Genomic DNA, 14,921 nt, shown 5'->3' with positions numbered 1-14,921 from the left:
GTACGTACATTCAGGTAACCGACCTACATTAAAGTGCCGTCTTCCGCCTGCCGGCCCGTTGCCCCAGTATCCGGCACAGCGGCGCCCTGCCCCCGGGCAGTACGCCGACAACAAAAACAACAGAAGCGGAAGATCCTATGAATCATTACGATATCGTCGCCATCGGCGGCGGGCACAATGGCCTCGTGGCCGCAGCCTATCTGGCCAAGGCCGGCAAAAAAGTCCTCGTGCTGGAACGCAAGGACTATGTGGGCGGTGGCGTGACAACGCGCCAGCTTAACACTCCAGGCTTCTGGCATGACGAGCACTCCAGCGTGCATATCATGATCCAGGGCAACCCCATGATCACCCGCGACGAGCTCGGTCTGTTCAGCCGGTTCGGCCTCAAGTACAACTACTCCGATGTGCCCCATGCGACCGTCTTCGAAGACGGCAGCGCACTGATTACCTACCGCGACCTGGACAAGGCCTGCGAATCCATCGCCAGCGTGTCGCCTCGCGACGCAGAGACCTATCGCAAGCTGGCGACCAAGGCCGCCGGGCTGCTGCCGATGTTCCTCTCCGGTTTCTATTCGCCCCCGCCGCCCATGGGGGCCATGGTCGCCATGCTTGACCAGAGCCAGGAAGGCCGCGAGATGTTCGACGCCATGCAGCGCAGTACCCTGGACATCGTCGACAACCTGTTTGAGCACGACAAGGTCAAGATCCACCTGTTGCGGGTGATCGCCGAAAACCTGCAAGCCCCGGACGAGTTGGGTACAGGTATGGGTGTGTATGTGTTCGTCGGCATCATGCACACCTACGGCGTGTCGCAACCGGTGGGTGGCAGTGGCAAGCTTTCAGAAGCCCTGGTGCGCTGCATCGAGCACCACGGCGGCGAGATCCGTTGTAACAGCGAAGTGCACAAGGTGATCGTCGAAGGCGGGCGCGCCAACGGTGTGGAGCTGGCCGACGGTGAGCGAATTCTGGCCCGAGACGCGGTGGTCGGCGCCTTGCACCCCCATGTCATCAAACGCTTCGTCGACGGGCTTGATCCTGGGGTGACCGCACGCGCCGAACGCGCCACGCTGGCCCCATTCAGCCTGTTCGTGAGCCACTACGACTTGCACCGGCAGGCCGAGTTTCATGCCGGCGCCGATGTCGGTCGCGCCACGATGCTGACCATGATGAGCTGCGACCGCCTGAGCGACATGCTCGACGACTTCGACGAGTTGCGCCGTGGGCGGGTGTCCAGGCGCAGGCTGGTGGCCGGTGGCGACGAGAGCATCAACGACCCGACCCGCGTGCCGCCAGGCAAGGGCATGTTCCACGGTATGACGTTCGCACCCTATGACCTCGCCGAAGGCGGTGCCGCACGCTGGGACGAGTACAAGGAGGAATTCGGCGATCTGAGCCTCCAGGCGTACCGCAAGTTCGTCAAGAACCTTACGCCGGATAACATCATCGCCCGCAAGGTGTGCTCGCCGCTGGACCTGGAACGCAGTTCGCCCAACTCCATGGTCAAGGGCGATGTACACGGCGTCGCCCCCTACTTCTACCAGAGTTTCGCCCACCGCCCTACGCCCGACCTCGGCCGCTTGAGCGTACCCGGGCTGGACAACCTGTACCTGGTGGGTCCTTTCATGCACCCGGGCGGCGGCGTATTCGGCGCCGGCCGGGGCACCGCAATCAAAATATTCGATGACCTGGGCATCGATTTCGACCGTGTGACAAGGAACTGATCATGAAAATATTCGGCAGCGACAACAGCGAGCTGATGACCGTGAGCGCCATAGAGCGCAGCGGTGACGACCTGGTACTCAAGGGTAAGATCTTCGGCGCCATGCCCATGCTGGCCAGGGTGCGACCGGAAGAAGCACGTGCAGCCTTGCGCCTGCTTGATATCAAGACGGCTGTGTTCCTCTTGAGCCTGCTGTTCAGGCCGGCCAGCCGCAAAGCCGGCAAGTAGGCGCCAGGGTGCTGCAGGAGAGCGGCTTGGCCATTCACCTGCAGTGCTGCATCAGTCCACTCCCAACTCCACCACCCCACCGCTCAGCCGCACCGGCCACACCCGCAAACGCTGGTGCGGTGCCTCCAGGCATTGGCCGTCTTCCAAACGGTAATGCTGCTTATAGATCGGCGCGGCCACCACCAGGTCGCCCTTGATGCTGCCGACCAGCCCGCGTCCGATCACATTCGCGCCGGATTCCGGGTCGTGGTTGTCGATGGCGTACAGCGTCTGGTCCCGGGCGCCGGGCAGGTAGAACAGCGCGACCTGGGCGCCGTCCAGCCACACTACGACGCCGGAATTACTCACCAGGTCGGTCTCGTTGCACACGCTTTTCCAGGTGGCAAGGTTGCGCTGCGTGTTGGACTGGCTCATCAGGCAAGCTCCTCGGTGACGGCAATCAGGTTGAGTTCGGCGGCCATGATCGGCCGACGCTGGCCGCGTTCCTGGACAAAGTGGATGTCCGGGTCGGGGCGTTTGTCGTTGACGAAGGTGCGGAAGCGCTTGAGTTTTTCCGGGTCCTTGAGGGCGTTGGCCCACTCGCATTCATAGCGGTCGACCACCAGTTGCATCTGCGCTTCGAGCTCGGCGCCCAGGCCCAGGCTGTCGTGCAGGATCACGTCCTTGAGGAAATCCAGGCCGCCTTCCAGGCTTTCGCGCCAGACCGAGGTGCGTTGCAATTTGTCGGCGGTGCGGATGTAGAACATCAGGAAGCGGTCGATGTACTGGATCAGCGTGGCGTCATCCAGGTCGGTGGCGAACAGTTCGGCGTGGCGTGGGCGCATGCCGCCGTTGCCGGCGATGTAGAGGTTCCAGCCCTTCTCGGTGGCGATCACGCCCACGTCCTTGCTCTGCGCCTCGGCGCATTCGCGGGTGCAGCCGGATACCGCGAACTTGAGCTTGTGCGGCGAACGCAGGCCCTTGTAGCGGTCCTCGATCAGCAGCGCCATTTTCACGCTGTCCTGCACACCGTAGCGGCACCAGGTGCTGCCCACGCAGGACTTCACCGTGCGCGTGGACTTGCCATAGGCGTGGCCGGTTTCAAACCCGGCCGCGATCAGCTCGGCCCAGATGTCCGGCAACTCGTGCAGTTGCGCGCCAAACAGGTCGATGCGCTGGCCGCCGGTGATCTTGGTGTAGAGGTCGTATTTCTTCGCCACTTCGCCAATCACGATCAGCTTGTCGGCGGTGATCTCACCGCCCGGAATACGCGGCACTACCGAGTAGGTGCCGTTCTTCTGCATGTTGGCCATGAAGGTGTCGTTGGTGTCCTGCAACGGCACCAGGGACGCGTCCATGATCGGCTGGTTCCAGCACGAGGCCAGGATCGACCCCACCGCCGGTTTGCACACATCGCAGCCGGTGTGGCCACGGCCGTGCCTGGCCAGCAGTTCTTCGAAGGTGGTCACCCCTTCCACGCGCACCAGGGCATACAACTCCTGGCGGGTATAGGCAAAGTGTTCGCACAGGCTCTTGTCGACGCTGACGCCACGGGCAATCAGCTCGTGCTCGAACACCTGCTTGAGCAACCCGGCACACCCACCGCAACCGGTGCAGGCCTTGGTCTGCGACTTGAGCAGGCCAAGGTCGCTGCAACCGCCGTCGATGGCCGAGCAGATCGCGCCCTTGTTGACGTTGTGGCACGAGCACACCGTGGCCGAGTCCGGCAAGGCGCCTGGGCCGAGGGTCGGTGCGCCGCTGGACGATGGCAGGATCAGGCTGGCCGGTTCGGCCGGCAGCGCGATGCTGTTCTGCATGTATTGCAGCAAGGTGTCGTAGTAGCTGTTGTCGCCGACCAGCACCGCGCCAATCACGTGTTTGCCGCTCGCATCCACCACCAGGCGCCGATAGCTGGCGGTCGCCTCGTCGATGAACTGGTAGCTGCGCGCACCCGGCGTATGGGCGTGGGCGTCGCCGATGGAGCCCACGTCCACGCCCAGCAACTTGAGCTTGGTGGACATGTCGGCGCCGACAAACGGCTCGGCGCTGTGCTCGCACAACAGCGCGGCGACGCCACGGGCCATTTGGTAACCCGGCGCAACCAGGCCGAACAGGCTGCCGTTCCAGGAAGCGCATTCGCCAATCGCATAGATGTTGGGGTCGCAGCTCAAGCACTCGTCGTTGATCACCACGCCGCCGCGCGGGCCAATGTCCAGGCCGGCCTGGCGAGCCAGGGCATCCTGGGCGCGGATCCCGGCGGAGAACACAATCAGGTCAGTCTCAAGGAACTCGTCATTGGCAAAGTTCATGCGATAGCGGTACCGCTCGCCGGCGCTGATCGACTGGGTGGCGCGGGACAGATGCACACCGACGCCCAGCCGCTCGATCTGGGCCTTGAGGGCCAGGCCGCCAAAATCATCCAGCTGTACCGGCATCAAGCGCGGCGCGAATTCCACCACATGGGCTTCCAGGCCCAGGCTTTTCAGGGCGTTGGCGGCTTCCAGGCCGAGCAGGCCACCGCCCACCACCACACCACGGCGGGCATTGGCGGCTGCGGCACGGATGGCGTCGAGGTCTTCGAGGGTGCGATACACCAGGCGCGAGTCGCCTTCGGCGCCCTCGATCGGCGGTACGAACGGATAGGAACCGGTGGCCAGCACCAGCTTGTCGTAGCCCACGCAGCCCTGGGCGGTGATCACTTCACAGCGTTCGCGGTCGATCTCCAGCACCGGTACGCCCAGGTGCAGGGTGACACCCGGCGTCTGGTACAACGCGGCGTCCGACAACGCCAGGGACTCGGCATCGCGGCCGGTGAAATACTCGGAAAGGTGCACGCGGTCATAGGCACGCATCGGCTCTTCGCTGAACACGTGCAACCGGTAGTGATCCAGCGCGCCGCGTTCGATCAATTGCTCCACGCAATGGTGGCCGACCATGCCATTGCCGACGACGATCAGGGTTTTCATCTGTTTGTTCATAGCAAGCACCCGACAACGTTCATCACGGTTTAAAAAGCAAAAAAAAAAGCCTGAAACCTTGCGGTTCCAGGCGCCTTTGCCTGTTCTTATGCGGGATCGGATCGGCGACTGCGCCGGATCTACCGCTTTATGCCCCTGTTGTCGATCGTCGTTGACCGAGGTGGGTTGAGGGGGAGCTTGCAGGGTCTGTGCCAATTGGTCGCGAGCCTTACTGCGACGCCTTCTGGCGGTACTCATCGAGACTGAATGCACACTTCAGCGCCTCCAACTGGTGCATCCCGCGACAAAAAAGTGCATTCCCGGATAAAAATCAAAGGGTCACAGAAGAGCGGGCTTATTGTGGTGCGCGGGCTTGCTGTGGTGAGCGGGCTTGCCCCGCGCTGGGCTGCGCAGCAGCCCTAAACCCAGGCACCTCAGTCCTTACAGGAAGTAAGCAGCGGCAGTGATGGGGCGGCTTCGCCACCCAGCGCGGGGCAAGCCCGCTCACCACAGTAATCCCGCTCACCACAACAAGCTGGCTTGCCACAATTTGCCCGTGCTTAAGAAATTGGCGCGTGACTTGCTAGGAACACACACAGAGCAGTCAACGCTGATTGCCCATTCACGACAAAGGCGCCGTGCAATCCCCGTTTCCAACGGAGGGTTGCAGGGCGCTTTTTTGTTGGCGGGCAGAAAAAGTTTCGAGGGTGACGGATGGCAAACCAAAGCGTACGCAGTGTGTGTCCCTATTGTGGTGTGGGCTGCGGCATCATCATGCAGGTCGAGCACAATAAGGTGGTCAAGGTCATCGGTGATAAGGCCCACCCCACCAACTTCGGCCGCCTGTGCACCAAAGGCACCACCTGCGGGCAGGCCATCGCCGAGTCCGGGCGGATGGAAAACGCCTACCTGCGCGAGAAGCGTGACCACGACCCGGTGCGCATCGCCATGGACACCGCCATCAGCGAAACCGCCGGGCGCCTGCGCGGCATCCTCGACAGTCACGGGCCGGATGCCCTGTCCTTTTACGTCTCCGGGCAAATGTCCCTGGAGGCCCAGTACCTGATCAATAAGCTGGCCAAGGGCTTTGTGCGCACCAACAACGTCGAGTCCAACTCGCGCCTGTGCATGGCCAGCGCCGGCAGCGGCTACAAGCTGTCCCTGGGCTCCGACGGGCCGCCGGGCTCCTATGAAGACTTCGACCGCGCCGACCTGTTCTTCGTGATCGGCGCCAATATGGCCGACTGTCACCCGATCCTGTTCCTGCGCATGATGGACCGGATCAAGGCCGGGGCGAAGCTGATCGTGGTCGACCCACGGCGCAGCGCCACGGCGGACAAGGCCGGCCTGTACCTGCCGATCAAACCCGGCACCGACCTCGCCCTGCTCAATGGCCTGTTGCACCTGCTGGTCAAGAACGGCCACACCGACCCCGCGTTCATTGCCGCGTTCACCGAGGGCTGGGAGGCCATGCCCGGCTTTCTCGAGGACTACCCGCCGCACACGGTCGCCGAGATCACCGGCCTGGCGGAAGCGGATATCCGCCAGGCCGCCGACTGGATAGGCGCCGCCGCCGAGTGGATGAGCTGCTGGACCATGGGCCTCAACCAAAGCACCCACGGCACCTGGAACACCAACGCCCTGTGCAACCTGCACCTGGCCACCGGCGCCATCTGCCGCCCCGGCAGCGGGCCGTTTTCCCTCACCGGCCAACCCAATGCCATGGGCGGCCGTGAGATGGGCTACATGGGCCCGGGCCTGCCGGGGCAGCGCTCGGTGCTGGTGGAAGCCGACCGCGCATTTATCGAAGACCTCTGGCAGATCCCCCCAGGCAGCCTGCCGCGCCAGGTCGGCGGCGGCACCGTGGCGCTGTTCGAGCAGATGAGCGCCGGGCAGATCAAGGCCTGCTGGATCATCTGCACCAACCCGGTGGCCAGCGCGCCCAATCGCCGCAAGGTCATCGAAGGCCTGCAAGCCGCCGAACTGGTGATCACCCAGGACGCCTTCCTCGACACCGAAACCAACCGCTACGCCGACATCCTGCTGCCCGGTGCGCTGTGGGCCGAGGCCGATGGGGTGATGATCAACTCCGAGCGCAACCTGACCCTGATGCAAAAAGCCGTCGAACCACCGGGCCAGACCTTGCCCGATTGGCAGATCATCGCCAGGGTCGCTTGCGAGATGGGCTTTGCCGAAGCCTTCACCTATGCCAGTGCCGCCGAGGTCTTCGACGAGATCAAGCGCGCCTGGAACCCCAAGACCGGCTATGACATTCGCGGCGCCAGCCATCAACGGCTGCGCGCGCAACCGCTGCAATGGCCCTGCGCTTCAGACGCGGGCGCCGACCGCAACCCGATCCGCTACCTGAATACAGGCACGCTCAGATTCGCCACCGAGAACGGCAAGGGCCAGTTCCTGGCGCGCCCGCATATGCCGCCGGCGGAGATGCCGGATGAGGCCTTCCCTTTCGTGCTCAACACCGGGCGTTTGCAGCACCAGTGGCACACCCTGACCAAGACCGGCAAGGTCGCCACCCTGAACAAACTCAACCCCGGCCCCTTCGTCGAACTGCACCCCGAAGACGCCGCCAGCCTGGGCATCCAGGACAAGGACCGCGTGGAGGTGCGCTCCTCCCGCGGGCGTGCCGTACTGCCTGCGGTGGTCACCGACCGCGTGCGGCCGGGCAACTGTTTTGCGCCTTTCCACTGGAACGATGTATTTGGCGAAAACCTGGCGATCAACGCGGTGACCAACGACGCGGTCGATCCAATTTCCCTGCAACCCGAGTTCAAGTTCTGTGCCGTCGCCCTGGCCCGGGTCGAGTTGATCGATCACCAGTTTCTCGATGGGCCGGTCTCGCAAGACTTGCCCCCCTTAGTAGAGGACCTCACCCTGTCGCGCCTCGACGCCTTCGCCGATATTGCCGGCCTCCGTAACGTGCCGGCGCCGACACTGAGCGACAGCGAGCGTACTTACCTGGCAGGTTTCCTCAGCGGTCTGCGCTCCGAGGCCGGGCGCCTGGCAGCGGGTGTGCCGGTGATGCCAACCCATGCGCCGCTGACCAAGGATTCCCGACTGTGGCTGGACGGTTTGCTCGGCGGATTGTTCAGCCGCGCAGACGTCAGCGCCATCGCCGCAACGCCCTCCCCGGCCGTCACCCTGTTATGGGCCTCCCAGACCGGCAACGCCGAAGCCCTCGCCGAGCGATTCGCCAAGCGCCTGCGCGACGCCGGTATCAGCGTCGAGCTCAGCGCGATGGCGGATTTCCCGGCCAGCAAACTGGCGAGCACACAAAACCTGGCGCTGATCAGCAGTACCTTCGGCGACGGCGACCCGCCGGACAATGGCGAAGGCTTCTGGCACAGCCTCAGCACCGCCGAGATGCGCCTGGAGTCGCTGCGCTTTGCGGTACTGGCCCTGGGCGATCCGAATTACGACCAGTTCTGCAAGCACGGCAAACGCCTTGACCAGCGCCTGCTGGAGCTGGGCGCGACCCGCCTGCTGGAGCGCGTGGATTGCGACACCGAATTCGAAGAGCGCGCCGATGCGTGGCTGGCCCAATTCCAACAGACCCTCCACCCGGCAAAGCCCGTAGCCCCGGTAACACCCGCCACACCGGCCGGCAAAACCAAGCTGCATGGCTCACGGCTGCTGCTCAACCGGCACCTGAACCCGCAGAGCACCCACAAGGAAACCCGCCAGTTCGCCCTGGACCTGACCGACTCCGGGCTGAGCTATGAAGCCGGTGATGCCCTGGGAGTGATGCCGCGCAACTGCCCGGAACTGGTCAACGAACTGCTCGACCTGACGCGCCTGGATGCCAGTGCCTGCGTGAACATCGACACCTTCGGCGATGTACCGCTGCACCAGGCATTGACCCAGCGTTTCGAAATCGCCCGCCCCAGCAGCGACACCCTCGCCTTTATCGCCGAGCGCAGTGCCAACCCAGGCCTTAAGCGCCTGCTGAGCCCCGAGCACAAGACCGAACTGCAGGCTTGGCTGTGGGGCCGGCAACTGGTGGATGTGCTGCACGAGTACCCCATCGATTGCTCGGCGGACGAACTGCTCGGCACCCTCAAGCGCCTGCAACCACGTTTGTATTCAATCGCCTCCAGCGCCAAGGCCTACCCACAGGAAGTGCACCTCACCGTGGCCGCCGTGCGTTATGGCAAGCGCAAGGGCGTGTCCTCGACCTTCCTCGCCGACCGCGCCGCAGACAGCGAGGTGCCGTTGTTCGTGCAGCCGTCCAAGCACTTCCGCACACCGGCCGACGGCGACGTACCGATGATCATGATCGGCCCCGGCACCGGTGTGGCGCCGTTCCGCGCGTTTTTGCAGGAACGTCGGGCCCAGGGGCACCAGGGCCGCAACTGGCTGTTCTTCGGCGAGCAGCACGCGGCCAGCGACTTCTATTACCAGGATGAACTGCAAGGCATGCAGCGCGACGGCCTGCTCACCCACCTGAGCCTGGCGTTCTCCCGCGACCAGGCGCAAAAGATCTACGTACAGGACCGCATCCACGAACAGGGTGCCGAGCTGTGGCGCTGGTTGCAGGACGGCGCCAGGCTGTATATCTGCGGGGATGCCAGCCATATGGCCAAGGATGTCGACCAGGCGCTGCGCCAGGTCGCGCAAACCCACGGCGGGCTTGGCGTTGAGGGCGCAGTGGAGTACTGGCGCCAGTTGAGCGAACAGAAGCGTTACCTGCGTGATGTCTACTGATTGGATACAGAACAATAAGCACTTTGTATTGTGTACAAAAAACCCTAAAGATTTACCGGCACCGGGCCGAAACAGCAGTGATAGCAAATCGCCGCGCTGTTTTTCCTGAGCGGACGATTTGACCACCCTCTGCGCTGATGGTCGTCTCGATGAAAATAAAAAATAAGCTGGTGCTGGCATTTGTCTCTGTGGCGTTTATTCCGGTAAGCCTGGTGGCCGTGATCTCCGTGATGAACACACGGACCCAGGCGGTGGATCAGTTCATCGATGGCAGCACCCGGGAAATCCGCCAGATCGACGGCAATATCCGCCAGTTCTTCGACGGCACACTGCAGAACGTCGATCAAATGGCCACCGATCCTGTATACACCGCCGTGGACTCTCTGAAGAATTACCAGCCTGCCGATGCAGCCAGCCAACCGACGCCGGCGGCGGCGCAGGATGTGATCAAGCGCTTTGCACGCTTCGGCGCCACGCACCCGGCCGCCGCGATCCTGTCCATCGGCCTGGAAGACGGTACCTACGCCAAATGGCCGGATGACCCACAGTTGGCCAAGTACGATCCACGCACGCGCCCCTGGTACAAGGCCGCGATGGCCAGCCCCGGCAAGACCGTGCGCACGCCGGCTTACTACTACGACAAAGACGACGTGGCGCTGGTGGGCACTGCCCGGGCGCTGCTGGATAACGCCGGCAAGGCCAAGGGCGTGTTCGTGGTCAGCGTGTCGCTGAAGAACCTCACCGAACTGGTCAAGAGCATCAAGCTCGGCGAAAGCGGCTACGTGATGCTGATCGAAGACGGCGTGGTGCTGGTCGACCCGCGCGACGCCGCCCACAGTTTCAAGCCGCTCAAGGACCTGGGCGCCGCCTATGCGCACCTGGCCGAGACGTCCCAGGGTTCTACCGAGGTGGAAATCGACGGCGTGCGCTACATGGCCAACGTGTGGACCTCTCCCGGCCTGGGCTGGCGCTATATCGGCCTGATCGAGCACCGCGAAGTGATGGCCGAAGCCACGCGCATGACCTACCTCACAGCGGTCATCGTCGGCGTGCTGGTGCTGATCTTCGGCGTGCTTGCGGCGGCGTTTTCCAAGGTGATCGTCAAGCCCATCGGCCAGGTCAGCAGCGGCTTGCAGTCGATTGCCGAGGGCGAAGGCGACCTGCGCCACGCACTGCAGGTGCAGGGCAAGGATGAAACCGCCGAACTGGCCGGCTGGTTCAACAAGTTCCTCGCCGCGATTCGCCAATTGATCCAGCACATCGGCGCGGCCTCGGCCAATTTGCACAACGCCTCCAAGGTCAACAGCGAAGTCGCACATAACATGAACGAAGCCGCCGGGCGCCAGCGCGAGGCGGTGGAACTGGTGTCCACCGCGTTCAACGAAATGGTCGCCACCGCCAACGAAGTCGCCCGCTCCTGCAGCAGTGCGGCAGAGTCGGCGGAGAACGGCCATCGCCGCGTGGCCGAGGGCAAGCAGCAGATCGAAGTCACCACCGATAACGTCAACCGCCTGGGCCGCCGCCTGACCGAATCGTCCGACGCCATGGTCGAACTCGAAGCCGGCAGCCGCAGCATCAACCAGATCATCGGCACCATCCGTGCGATTGCCGAACAGACCAACCTGCTGGCCCTCAACGCCGCCATCGAGGCTGCCCGTGCCGGTGACCAGGGCCGTGGTTTTGCCGTGGTCGCCGACGAGGTGCGCGCGTTGGCCAAGCGCACCTCCGACTCCACCGGCGAGATCGAGCACCTGCTCGGCACCCTGGAAAACAAGACCCAGGAAGTCACGCAAAAAATGGGCAGTTGCCTGGACCTGTCACGGGCCAGTGTGTCGTCCATCGAAAGCGCGCGGGACAGCTTTGAAGGCATCCAGCTGTCGGTCAACGAAATCCGCGACCAGAACCTGCAAATCTCCGCCGCCGCGGAGGAACAACACAGCGTGGCCGAAGAGATCAACCGGCATATCCAGCAGATCTACGACGAGGCACGCCTGGTGGAAAGCCTGGCCAACTCGGCGCAGGACGACTCGGGGCGCCTGTCGAACCTGTCGGATGAGCTGAATGGCCTGGTGGGGCGCTTCAAGTCCTGATGAATGCCGCGATCTGTTGCCACATCGCCTGCGGGTTGGAATACATCGGGAAGTGCCCGCACGTCGCAATGGGCGCCAGGTGCACACCGTTAGCCTGGATGTGCGGCAGGTAGGACAGCCCGGCGTTCTGCGCGCCGTACATGAACAGCTTGGGGCATGGCAGGCCGAGGAACTTGTCCATCAGGTCGGCGTTATCGGAAAGCGTCACCATCGATTGGAAAATCCCGCGCACCGCGCCGGCGCGGACCTTGTGGCGCAAGCTCGCTGAATACAGGGCGCTGGCATACGCCGGCGCCTGGCGGGTGCGTTCGATGAAGGCGCTGAAGAACACCTCCGGGTCATCCGCCGGGTAGTCGACGATCTGGCGACTGAGAAAGCAGTCTTGCGCGGCGATATTGCCTTCGATATCGATGAAGCTCAGGACACGGCCAGGGAAACGGTGCGCCAGCAGCAAGGCCGTCAACCCGCCCATGGAGTGGCCGACCAGGTGGAAACGTTCGATCTGGAAGTGCTCCAGCACCTGCAAGGCGGTTTCGAGCAGGAACGGGATGCTGATTGCCCCCAGGTCGGCGCATTCACTTTCGCCACAGCCGGGCGCGTCATACGCAACAAAGGGATGCCCGTCGAAAGCCGGGTGCAGGACGATATCGGCGTAGTCTTCCTTGGTGGAGCCAAAGCCGTGCAGGAACAGGATCGGCGCGTGCTCGCCGGAGCGATGCAGGGCGGCGATATCCAGCGATACGCCATCTACCGTCAGCGGCAGACGGGTGTGAGTGAACGACATGGCGAGGGCTCCTTGAACACAAAGGCGGCCAATTTCAAGGGTTTCCCTGCGCGTGTAAATGACCGATTGCAGAACGTTTTCATACGCCAATCGTATGAGCCTGGAATTGCGCGACCAGTTCTGTGACTAACGGGTTTGGCCTTTGCGAGTTCCAGGCGACCGCCGTCGTCACGACGTTGAGCTTCTGGGTCAAGGCCCGCAGCACCACGTTATCCGGGGCGAGTTTTTTCAACGAGGCCGGCACCAGCGCGATGCCCTGGCCGCAGCTGACAAAGGCAATCTGCGAGGCCACCGAACGCACCTCATGCAGCACCCGCGGCGAGAACCCGCTGGCGCGGCACGTGGCGATCAGGTTGTCGAAGTACACCGGGCTGACCTTGCGCGAAAACATCACCAAAGGCTCGCTGGCCAGGCTCGACAGGCTGATGCGCGTGCGCGACGCCAGCGGGTGATCGCCGGGCAGCGCCACCATCAGGCGGTCCTCGCGCAACGGCAAGGACTGGATCGCCGGGCCGAGGTCGCCGTCCAATCGCGCAAACGCCAGGTCGATATCCCCCGCCTCCAGCGCCGGTACCGCCTCCACGCTGTCGATCTCGCGCACCGATACGGTGAGCTGGGGGTATCGCTGCTTGAGCAGGTCGATCAAGCCAGGCAACACATCAAACATCGCCGTGGAAATCGCGCCAATGGTGAGCATGCCCGACTGCCCCGCCACCGCCTCCTCCACCGCCAGCTCCAGGCGCTCCAACTGTTCGGCGAACTTGCGCACCGCCGGCAGGATCGCCGCACCCACCGGCGTCAACTTGGCGCCCCGCCGCGAACGCTCGAACAACGTGACCTTGAGCGCCTGCTCCAGCACCTGGATCTGCTCGCTCAACGGCGGCTGCGACATACCCAGGCGCTTGGCGGCACGGCCGAAGTTCTGTTCTTCGGCCACGGCGAGGAACAGCCAGAGGTGGCGGATAAGGCGGAAGTTGATCATGGGAGCTCCATAGGCTTGACGTATGAAAGGTCAGGTTTAACGCTAATAAACCTATCATCTTTGGATAAGCCTTATGGCGCAAGCACAGCCCCACATTTTTAATCCGCTACGTAGGTAGGAAGGACGGTGGGTGAATCCATCCAATCCAGAAAAGCCCGAAGCCGCGCGGTGAAGTTTTCCATCGTGGCGCCAGGGTTCCTGGCCTCAAAGAGAAAGAACGCAAGGTGAGTGACCCGCTGCGGATACCCCCGGACGAACATCGCCACATGCTCTTCGAGGGTGAGGGGCCATGTCGACGCATCTTCCGAAAGCAATACATGGGTGGACCTGATCAGCTTGCGTGAAGCCTCGCGCTGCAAGCGAAGTCGCTGCACCTCGGTGTCGGCGCACGCGATGCGCGTGAGGTACGTGCTCAATACGGCGTGAAAATCACCATTTACCGCCAGCGCGATGTCACGGGATGGCCGAAACCGTTCGAAATGCACTGACAGATCATTGCCCCACAGGCAGCGGCACTGGTGTTTGAGCCAGAAGCCCCACCTGTTGCGGTTTTCCGCCGCCAGTACTTGCGCGCGGTGGCCGATATCGAAATCCACCTTGGTGACAAGGGGGTGCCGCTGCTCCAGCGCACGCCGGACTGCCTCCAGCCGGGCCAATAGCTCCGCGGTTGCCGGCTCGCGCAGCACCAGGGTGAGGTCGAGGTCGGAAACGCCGGGAATGGCGTCGCCCCTTGCGACACTGCCATAGAGATAGAGGCCGTCCAGGCCCAGGTCGTCCGTCGAGAGCGACGCGCAGACGTCCGCCAGCAGCGGCTGGTATTCAAGCTGCACGGGCGTGTCGGCGACGGTGAGGATAAAACCGTCCGCGTCGATGCCCGCAGAAGGCGGACTCATGGGCGATGCACCTCGATCACCAGCCCTTCCGCCTCACTCGGCACGCAGAAATGCCGGGTGATCAGGTCGAACTCGGTATCCGTTGCCGCGAAATCATGATCGCCCCGGGCATTGCGCGCATGCAGCCTTGCGCGGCAGGTGGCGTCGTCCAGCTCGAGGTAATGCAGGCGGTGCGGCACCTTGGCGGCCTGCGCCAACCCCAGCAGCCATTCGCGATTGGCCAGGGTATTGGCGGGAAAATCCAGCACCACGTTGACGCCGGATTCAAGCAGGTTGATCACCAGCGGGCCCAACACCCCGCGAATACGCTGGGCACAGCGCAGGTAGTCGGCGATCGAGAGGATTTCACCGGGGTACAACTGGGCGAGCCAGGTGTCTTCGCTGAGCAGGATGGCGGCGTGTTCGGCCACCAGGGTCTTGGCCAGTGTCGACTTGCCCGAGGCGATCTTGCCGCACAGCAGGTGCAGGGTTGGCATGGGTACGGCTCCTTATGTGAAGCCTTGAGCATGCCAGCTTTCCGGCTGGTTCTTAATATTTCGACACGAATTATGCTGAACTATCTGACA

The 14,921-nt window shown here is 63.4% G+C and carries 10 protein-coding genes and 1 pseudogene; 5 read left to right on the top strand and 6 right to left on the bottom strand.

The annotated features are described in order from the left end of the window. Nucleotides 1-137: 137 nt before the first annotated feature. A complete protein-coding gene (locus BLQ09_RS12170) occupies nt 138-1,721 on the top strand; it encodes a phytoene desaturase family protein (protein WP_092356967.1) in 1,584 nt (527 codons plus the stop codon). Nucleotides 1,722-1,723: 2 nt separating this feature from the next. Further along, nucleotides 1,724-1,948, top strand: a complete 225-nt coding sequence (locus tag BLQ09_RS12165; protein ID WP_027608484.1) for a hypothetical protein — start codon at nt 1,724-1,726, stop codon at nt 1,946-1,948. 51 nt (nt 1,949-1,999) lie between these two features. Here BLQ09_RS12165 and nirD read toward each other — a convergent pair whose 3' ends face one another. Together nirD and nirB are read right to left on the bottom strand one after the other, a co-directional pair. Beyond that, on the bottom strand, nt 2,000-2,362 hold the full coding sequence (nirD, locus tag BLQ09_RS12160; protein WP_027608485.1) for a nitrite reductase small subunit NirD: 363 nt from the start codon (nt 2,360-2,362) through the stop codon (nt 2,000-2,002). Further along, the gene (gene nirB, locus BLQ09_RS12155) at nt 2,362-4,905 is read right to left on the bottom strand and encodes a nitrite reductase large subunit NirB (RefSeq protein ID WP_027608486.1); all 2,544 of its coding nucleotides are present in this window, start codon (nt 4,903-4,905) and stop codon (nt 2,362-2,364) included. Before nirB ends, nirD begins: the two co-directional genes overlap by 1 nt. A gap of 693 nt (nt 4,906-5,598) precedes the next feature. On the opposite strand from nirB, the gene BLQ09_RS12150 reads away from it, so the two are divergent. The 3 genes and pseudogenes from BLQ09_RS12150 to BLQ09_RS31830 all read left to right on the top strand — a co-directional run bounded on the left by BLQ09_RS12150 (nt 5,599) and on the right by BLQ09_RS31830 (nt 11,696). Next, the gene (locus BLQ09_RS12150) at nt 5,599-9,606 is read left to right on the top strand and encodes a bifunctional nitrate reductase/sulfite reductase flavoprotein subunit alpha (protein ID WP_092356964.1); all 4,008 of its coding nucleotides are present in this window, start codon (nt 5,599-5,601) and stop codon (nt 9,604-9,606) included. 137 nt (nt 9,607-9,743) lie between these two features. Further along, nucleotides 9,744-10,841: pseudogene (locus BLQ09_RS31835) on the top strand (cache domain-containing protein); the annotation flags it as partial. A gap of 87 nt (nt 10,842-10,928) precedes the next feature. After that, nucleotides 10,929-11,696 carry a methyl-accepting chemotaxis protein gene (locus BLQ09_RS31830; RefSeq protein WP_370737674.1) on the top strand — a complete coding sequence of 256 codons (768 nt, stop codon included), beginning with the start codon at nt 10,929-10,931 and terminating at the stop codon, nt 11,694-11,696. On the opposite strand, the gene BLQ09_RS12140 is transcribed toward BLQ09_RS31830, so the two are convergent. From BLQ09_RS12140 to BLQ09_RS12125, 4 genes are all read right to left on the bottom strand, one after another. Continuing rightward, nucleotides 11,686-12,480 (bottom strand): alpha/beta fold hydrolase, encoded by a 795-nt coding sequence (locus BLQ09_RS12140; RefSeq protein WP_092356958.1) that lies wholly within the window; start codon nt 12,478-12,480, stop codon nt 11,686-11,688. The genes BLQ09_RS31830 and BLQ09_RS12140 overlap by 11 nt on opposite strands. Before the next feature lie 79 nt (nt 12,481-12,559). Then, nucleotides 12,560-13,462 carry a LysR family transcriptional regulator gene (locus BLQ09_RS12135; protein WP_027608490.1) on the bottom strand — a complete coding sequence of 301 codons (903 nt, stop codon included), beginning with the start codon at nt 13,460-13,462 and terminating at the stop codon, nt 12,560-12,562. Nucleotides 13,463-13,560: 98 nt separating this feature from the next. Continuing rightward, nucleotides 13,561-14,355 (bottom strand): nucleotidyltransferase domain-containing protein, encoded by a 795-nt coding sequence (locus tag BLQ09_RS12130; RefSeq protein WP_092356955.1) that lies wholly within the window; start codon nt 14,353-14,355, stop codon nt 13,561-13,563. Further along, nucleotides 14,352-14,831 (bottom strand): P-loop nucleotide/nucleoside kinase family protein, encoded by a 480-nt coding sequence (locus BLQ09_RS12125; RefSeq protein WP_092356952.1) that lies wholly within the window; start codon nt 14,829-14,831, stop codon nt 14,352-14,354. Before BLQ09_RS12125 ends, BLQ09_RS12130 begins: the two co-directional genes overlap by 4 nt. Nucleotides 14,832-14,921: the final 90 nt, after the last annotated feature.

The sequence above is a fragment of the Pseudomonas sp. NFACC25 genome, assembly GCF_900100935.1.
Lineage (GTDB): Bacteria > Pseudomonadota > Gammaproteobacteria > Pseudomonadales > Pseudomonadaceae > Aquipseudomonas > Aquipseudomonas marginalis.
The sequence above is the reverse complement of the archived record's forward strand: the minus strand, read 5'-3'. Positions and strand labels throughout refer to the sequence as shown.

Coding starts and splice junctions, on each gene's coding strand:
- BLQ09_RS12125 (WP_092356952.1), bottom strand. CDS start 14,831: ATGCCAACCCTGCACCTGCTGTGCGGCAAGATCGCCTCGGGCAAGTCG.
- BLQ09_RS12130 (WP_092356955.1), bottom strand. CDS start 14,355: ATGAGTCCGCCTTCTGCGGGCATCGACGCGGACGGTTTTATCCTCACC.
- BLQ09_RS12135 (WP_027608490.1), bottom strand. CDS start 13,462: ATGATCAACTTCCGCCTTATCCGCCACCTCTGGCTGTTCCTCGCCGTG.
- BLQ09_RS12150 (WP_092356964.1), top strand. CDS start 5,599: ATGGCAAACCAAAGCGTACGCAGTGTGTGTCCCTATTGTGGTGTGGGC.
- BLQ09_RS12165 (WP_027608484.1), top strand. CDS start 1,724: ATGAAAATATTCGGCAGCGACAACAGCGAGCTGATGACCGTGAGCGCC.
- BLQ09_RS12140 (WP_092356958.1), bottom strand. CDS start 12,480: ATGTCGTTCACTCACACCCGTCTGCCGCTGACGGTAGATGGCGTATCG.
- BLQ09_RS31830 (WP_370737674.1), top strand. CDS start 10,929: ATGAACGAAGCCGCCGGGCGCCAGCGCGAGGCGGTGGAACTGGTGTCC.
- nirB (WP_027608486.1), bottom strand. CDS start 4,905: ATGAACAAACAGATGAAAACCCTGATCGTCGTCGGCAATGGCATGGTC.
- nirD (WP_027608485.1), bottom strand. CDS start 2,362: ATGAGCCAGTCCAACACGCAGCGCAACCTTGCCACCTGGAAAAGCGTG.
- BLQ09_RS12170 (WP_092356967.1), top strand. CDS start 138: ATGAATCATTACGATATCGTCGCCATCGGCGGCGGGCACAATGGCCTC.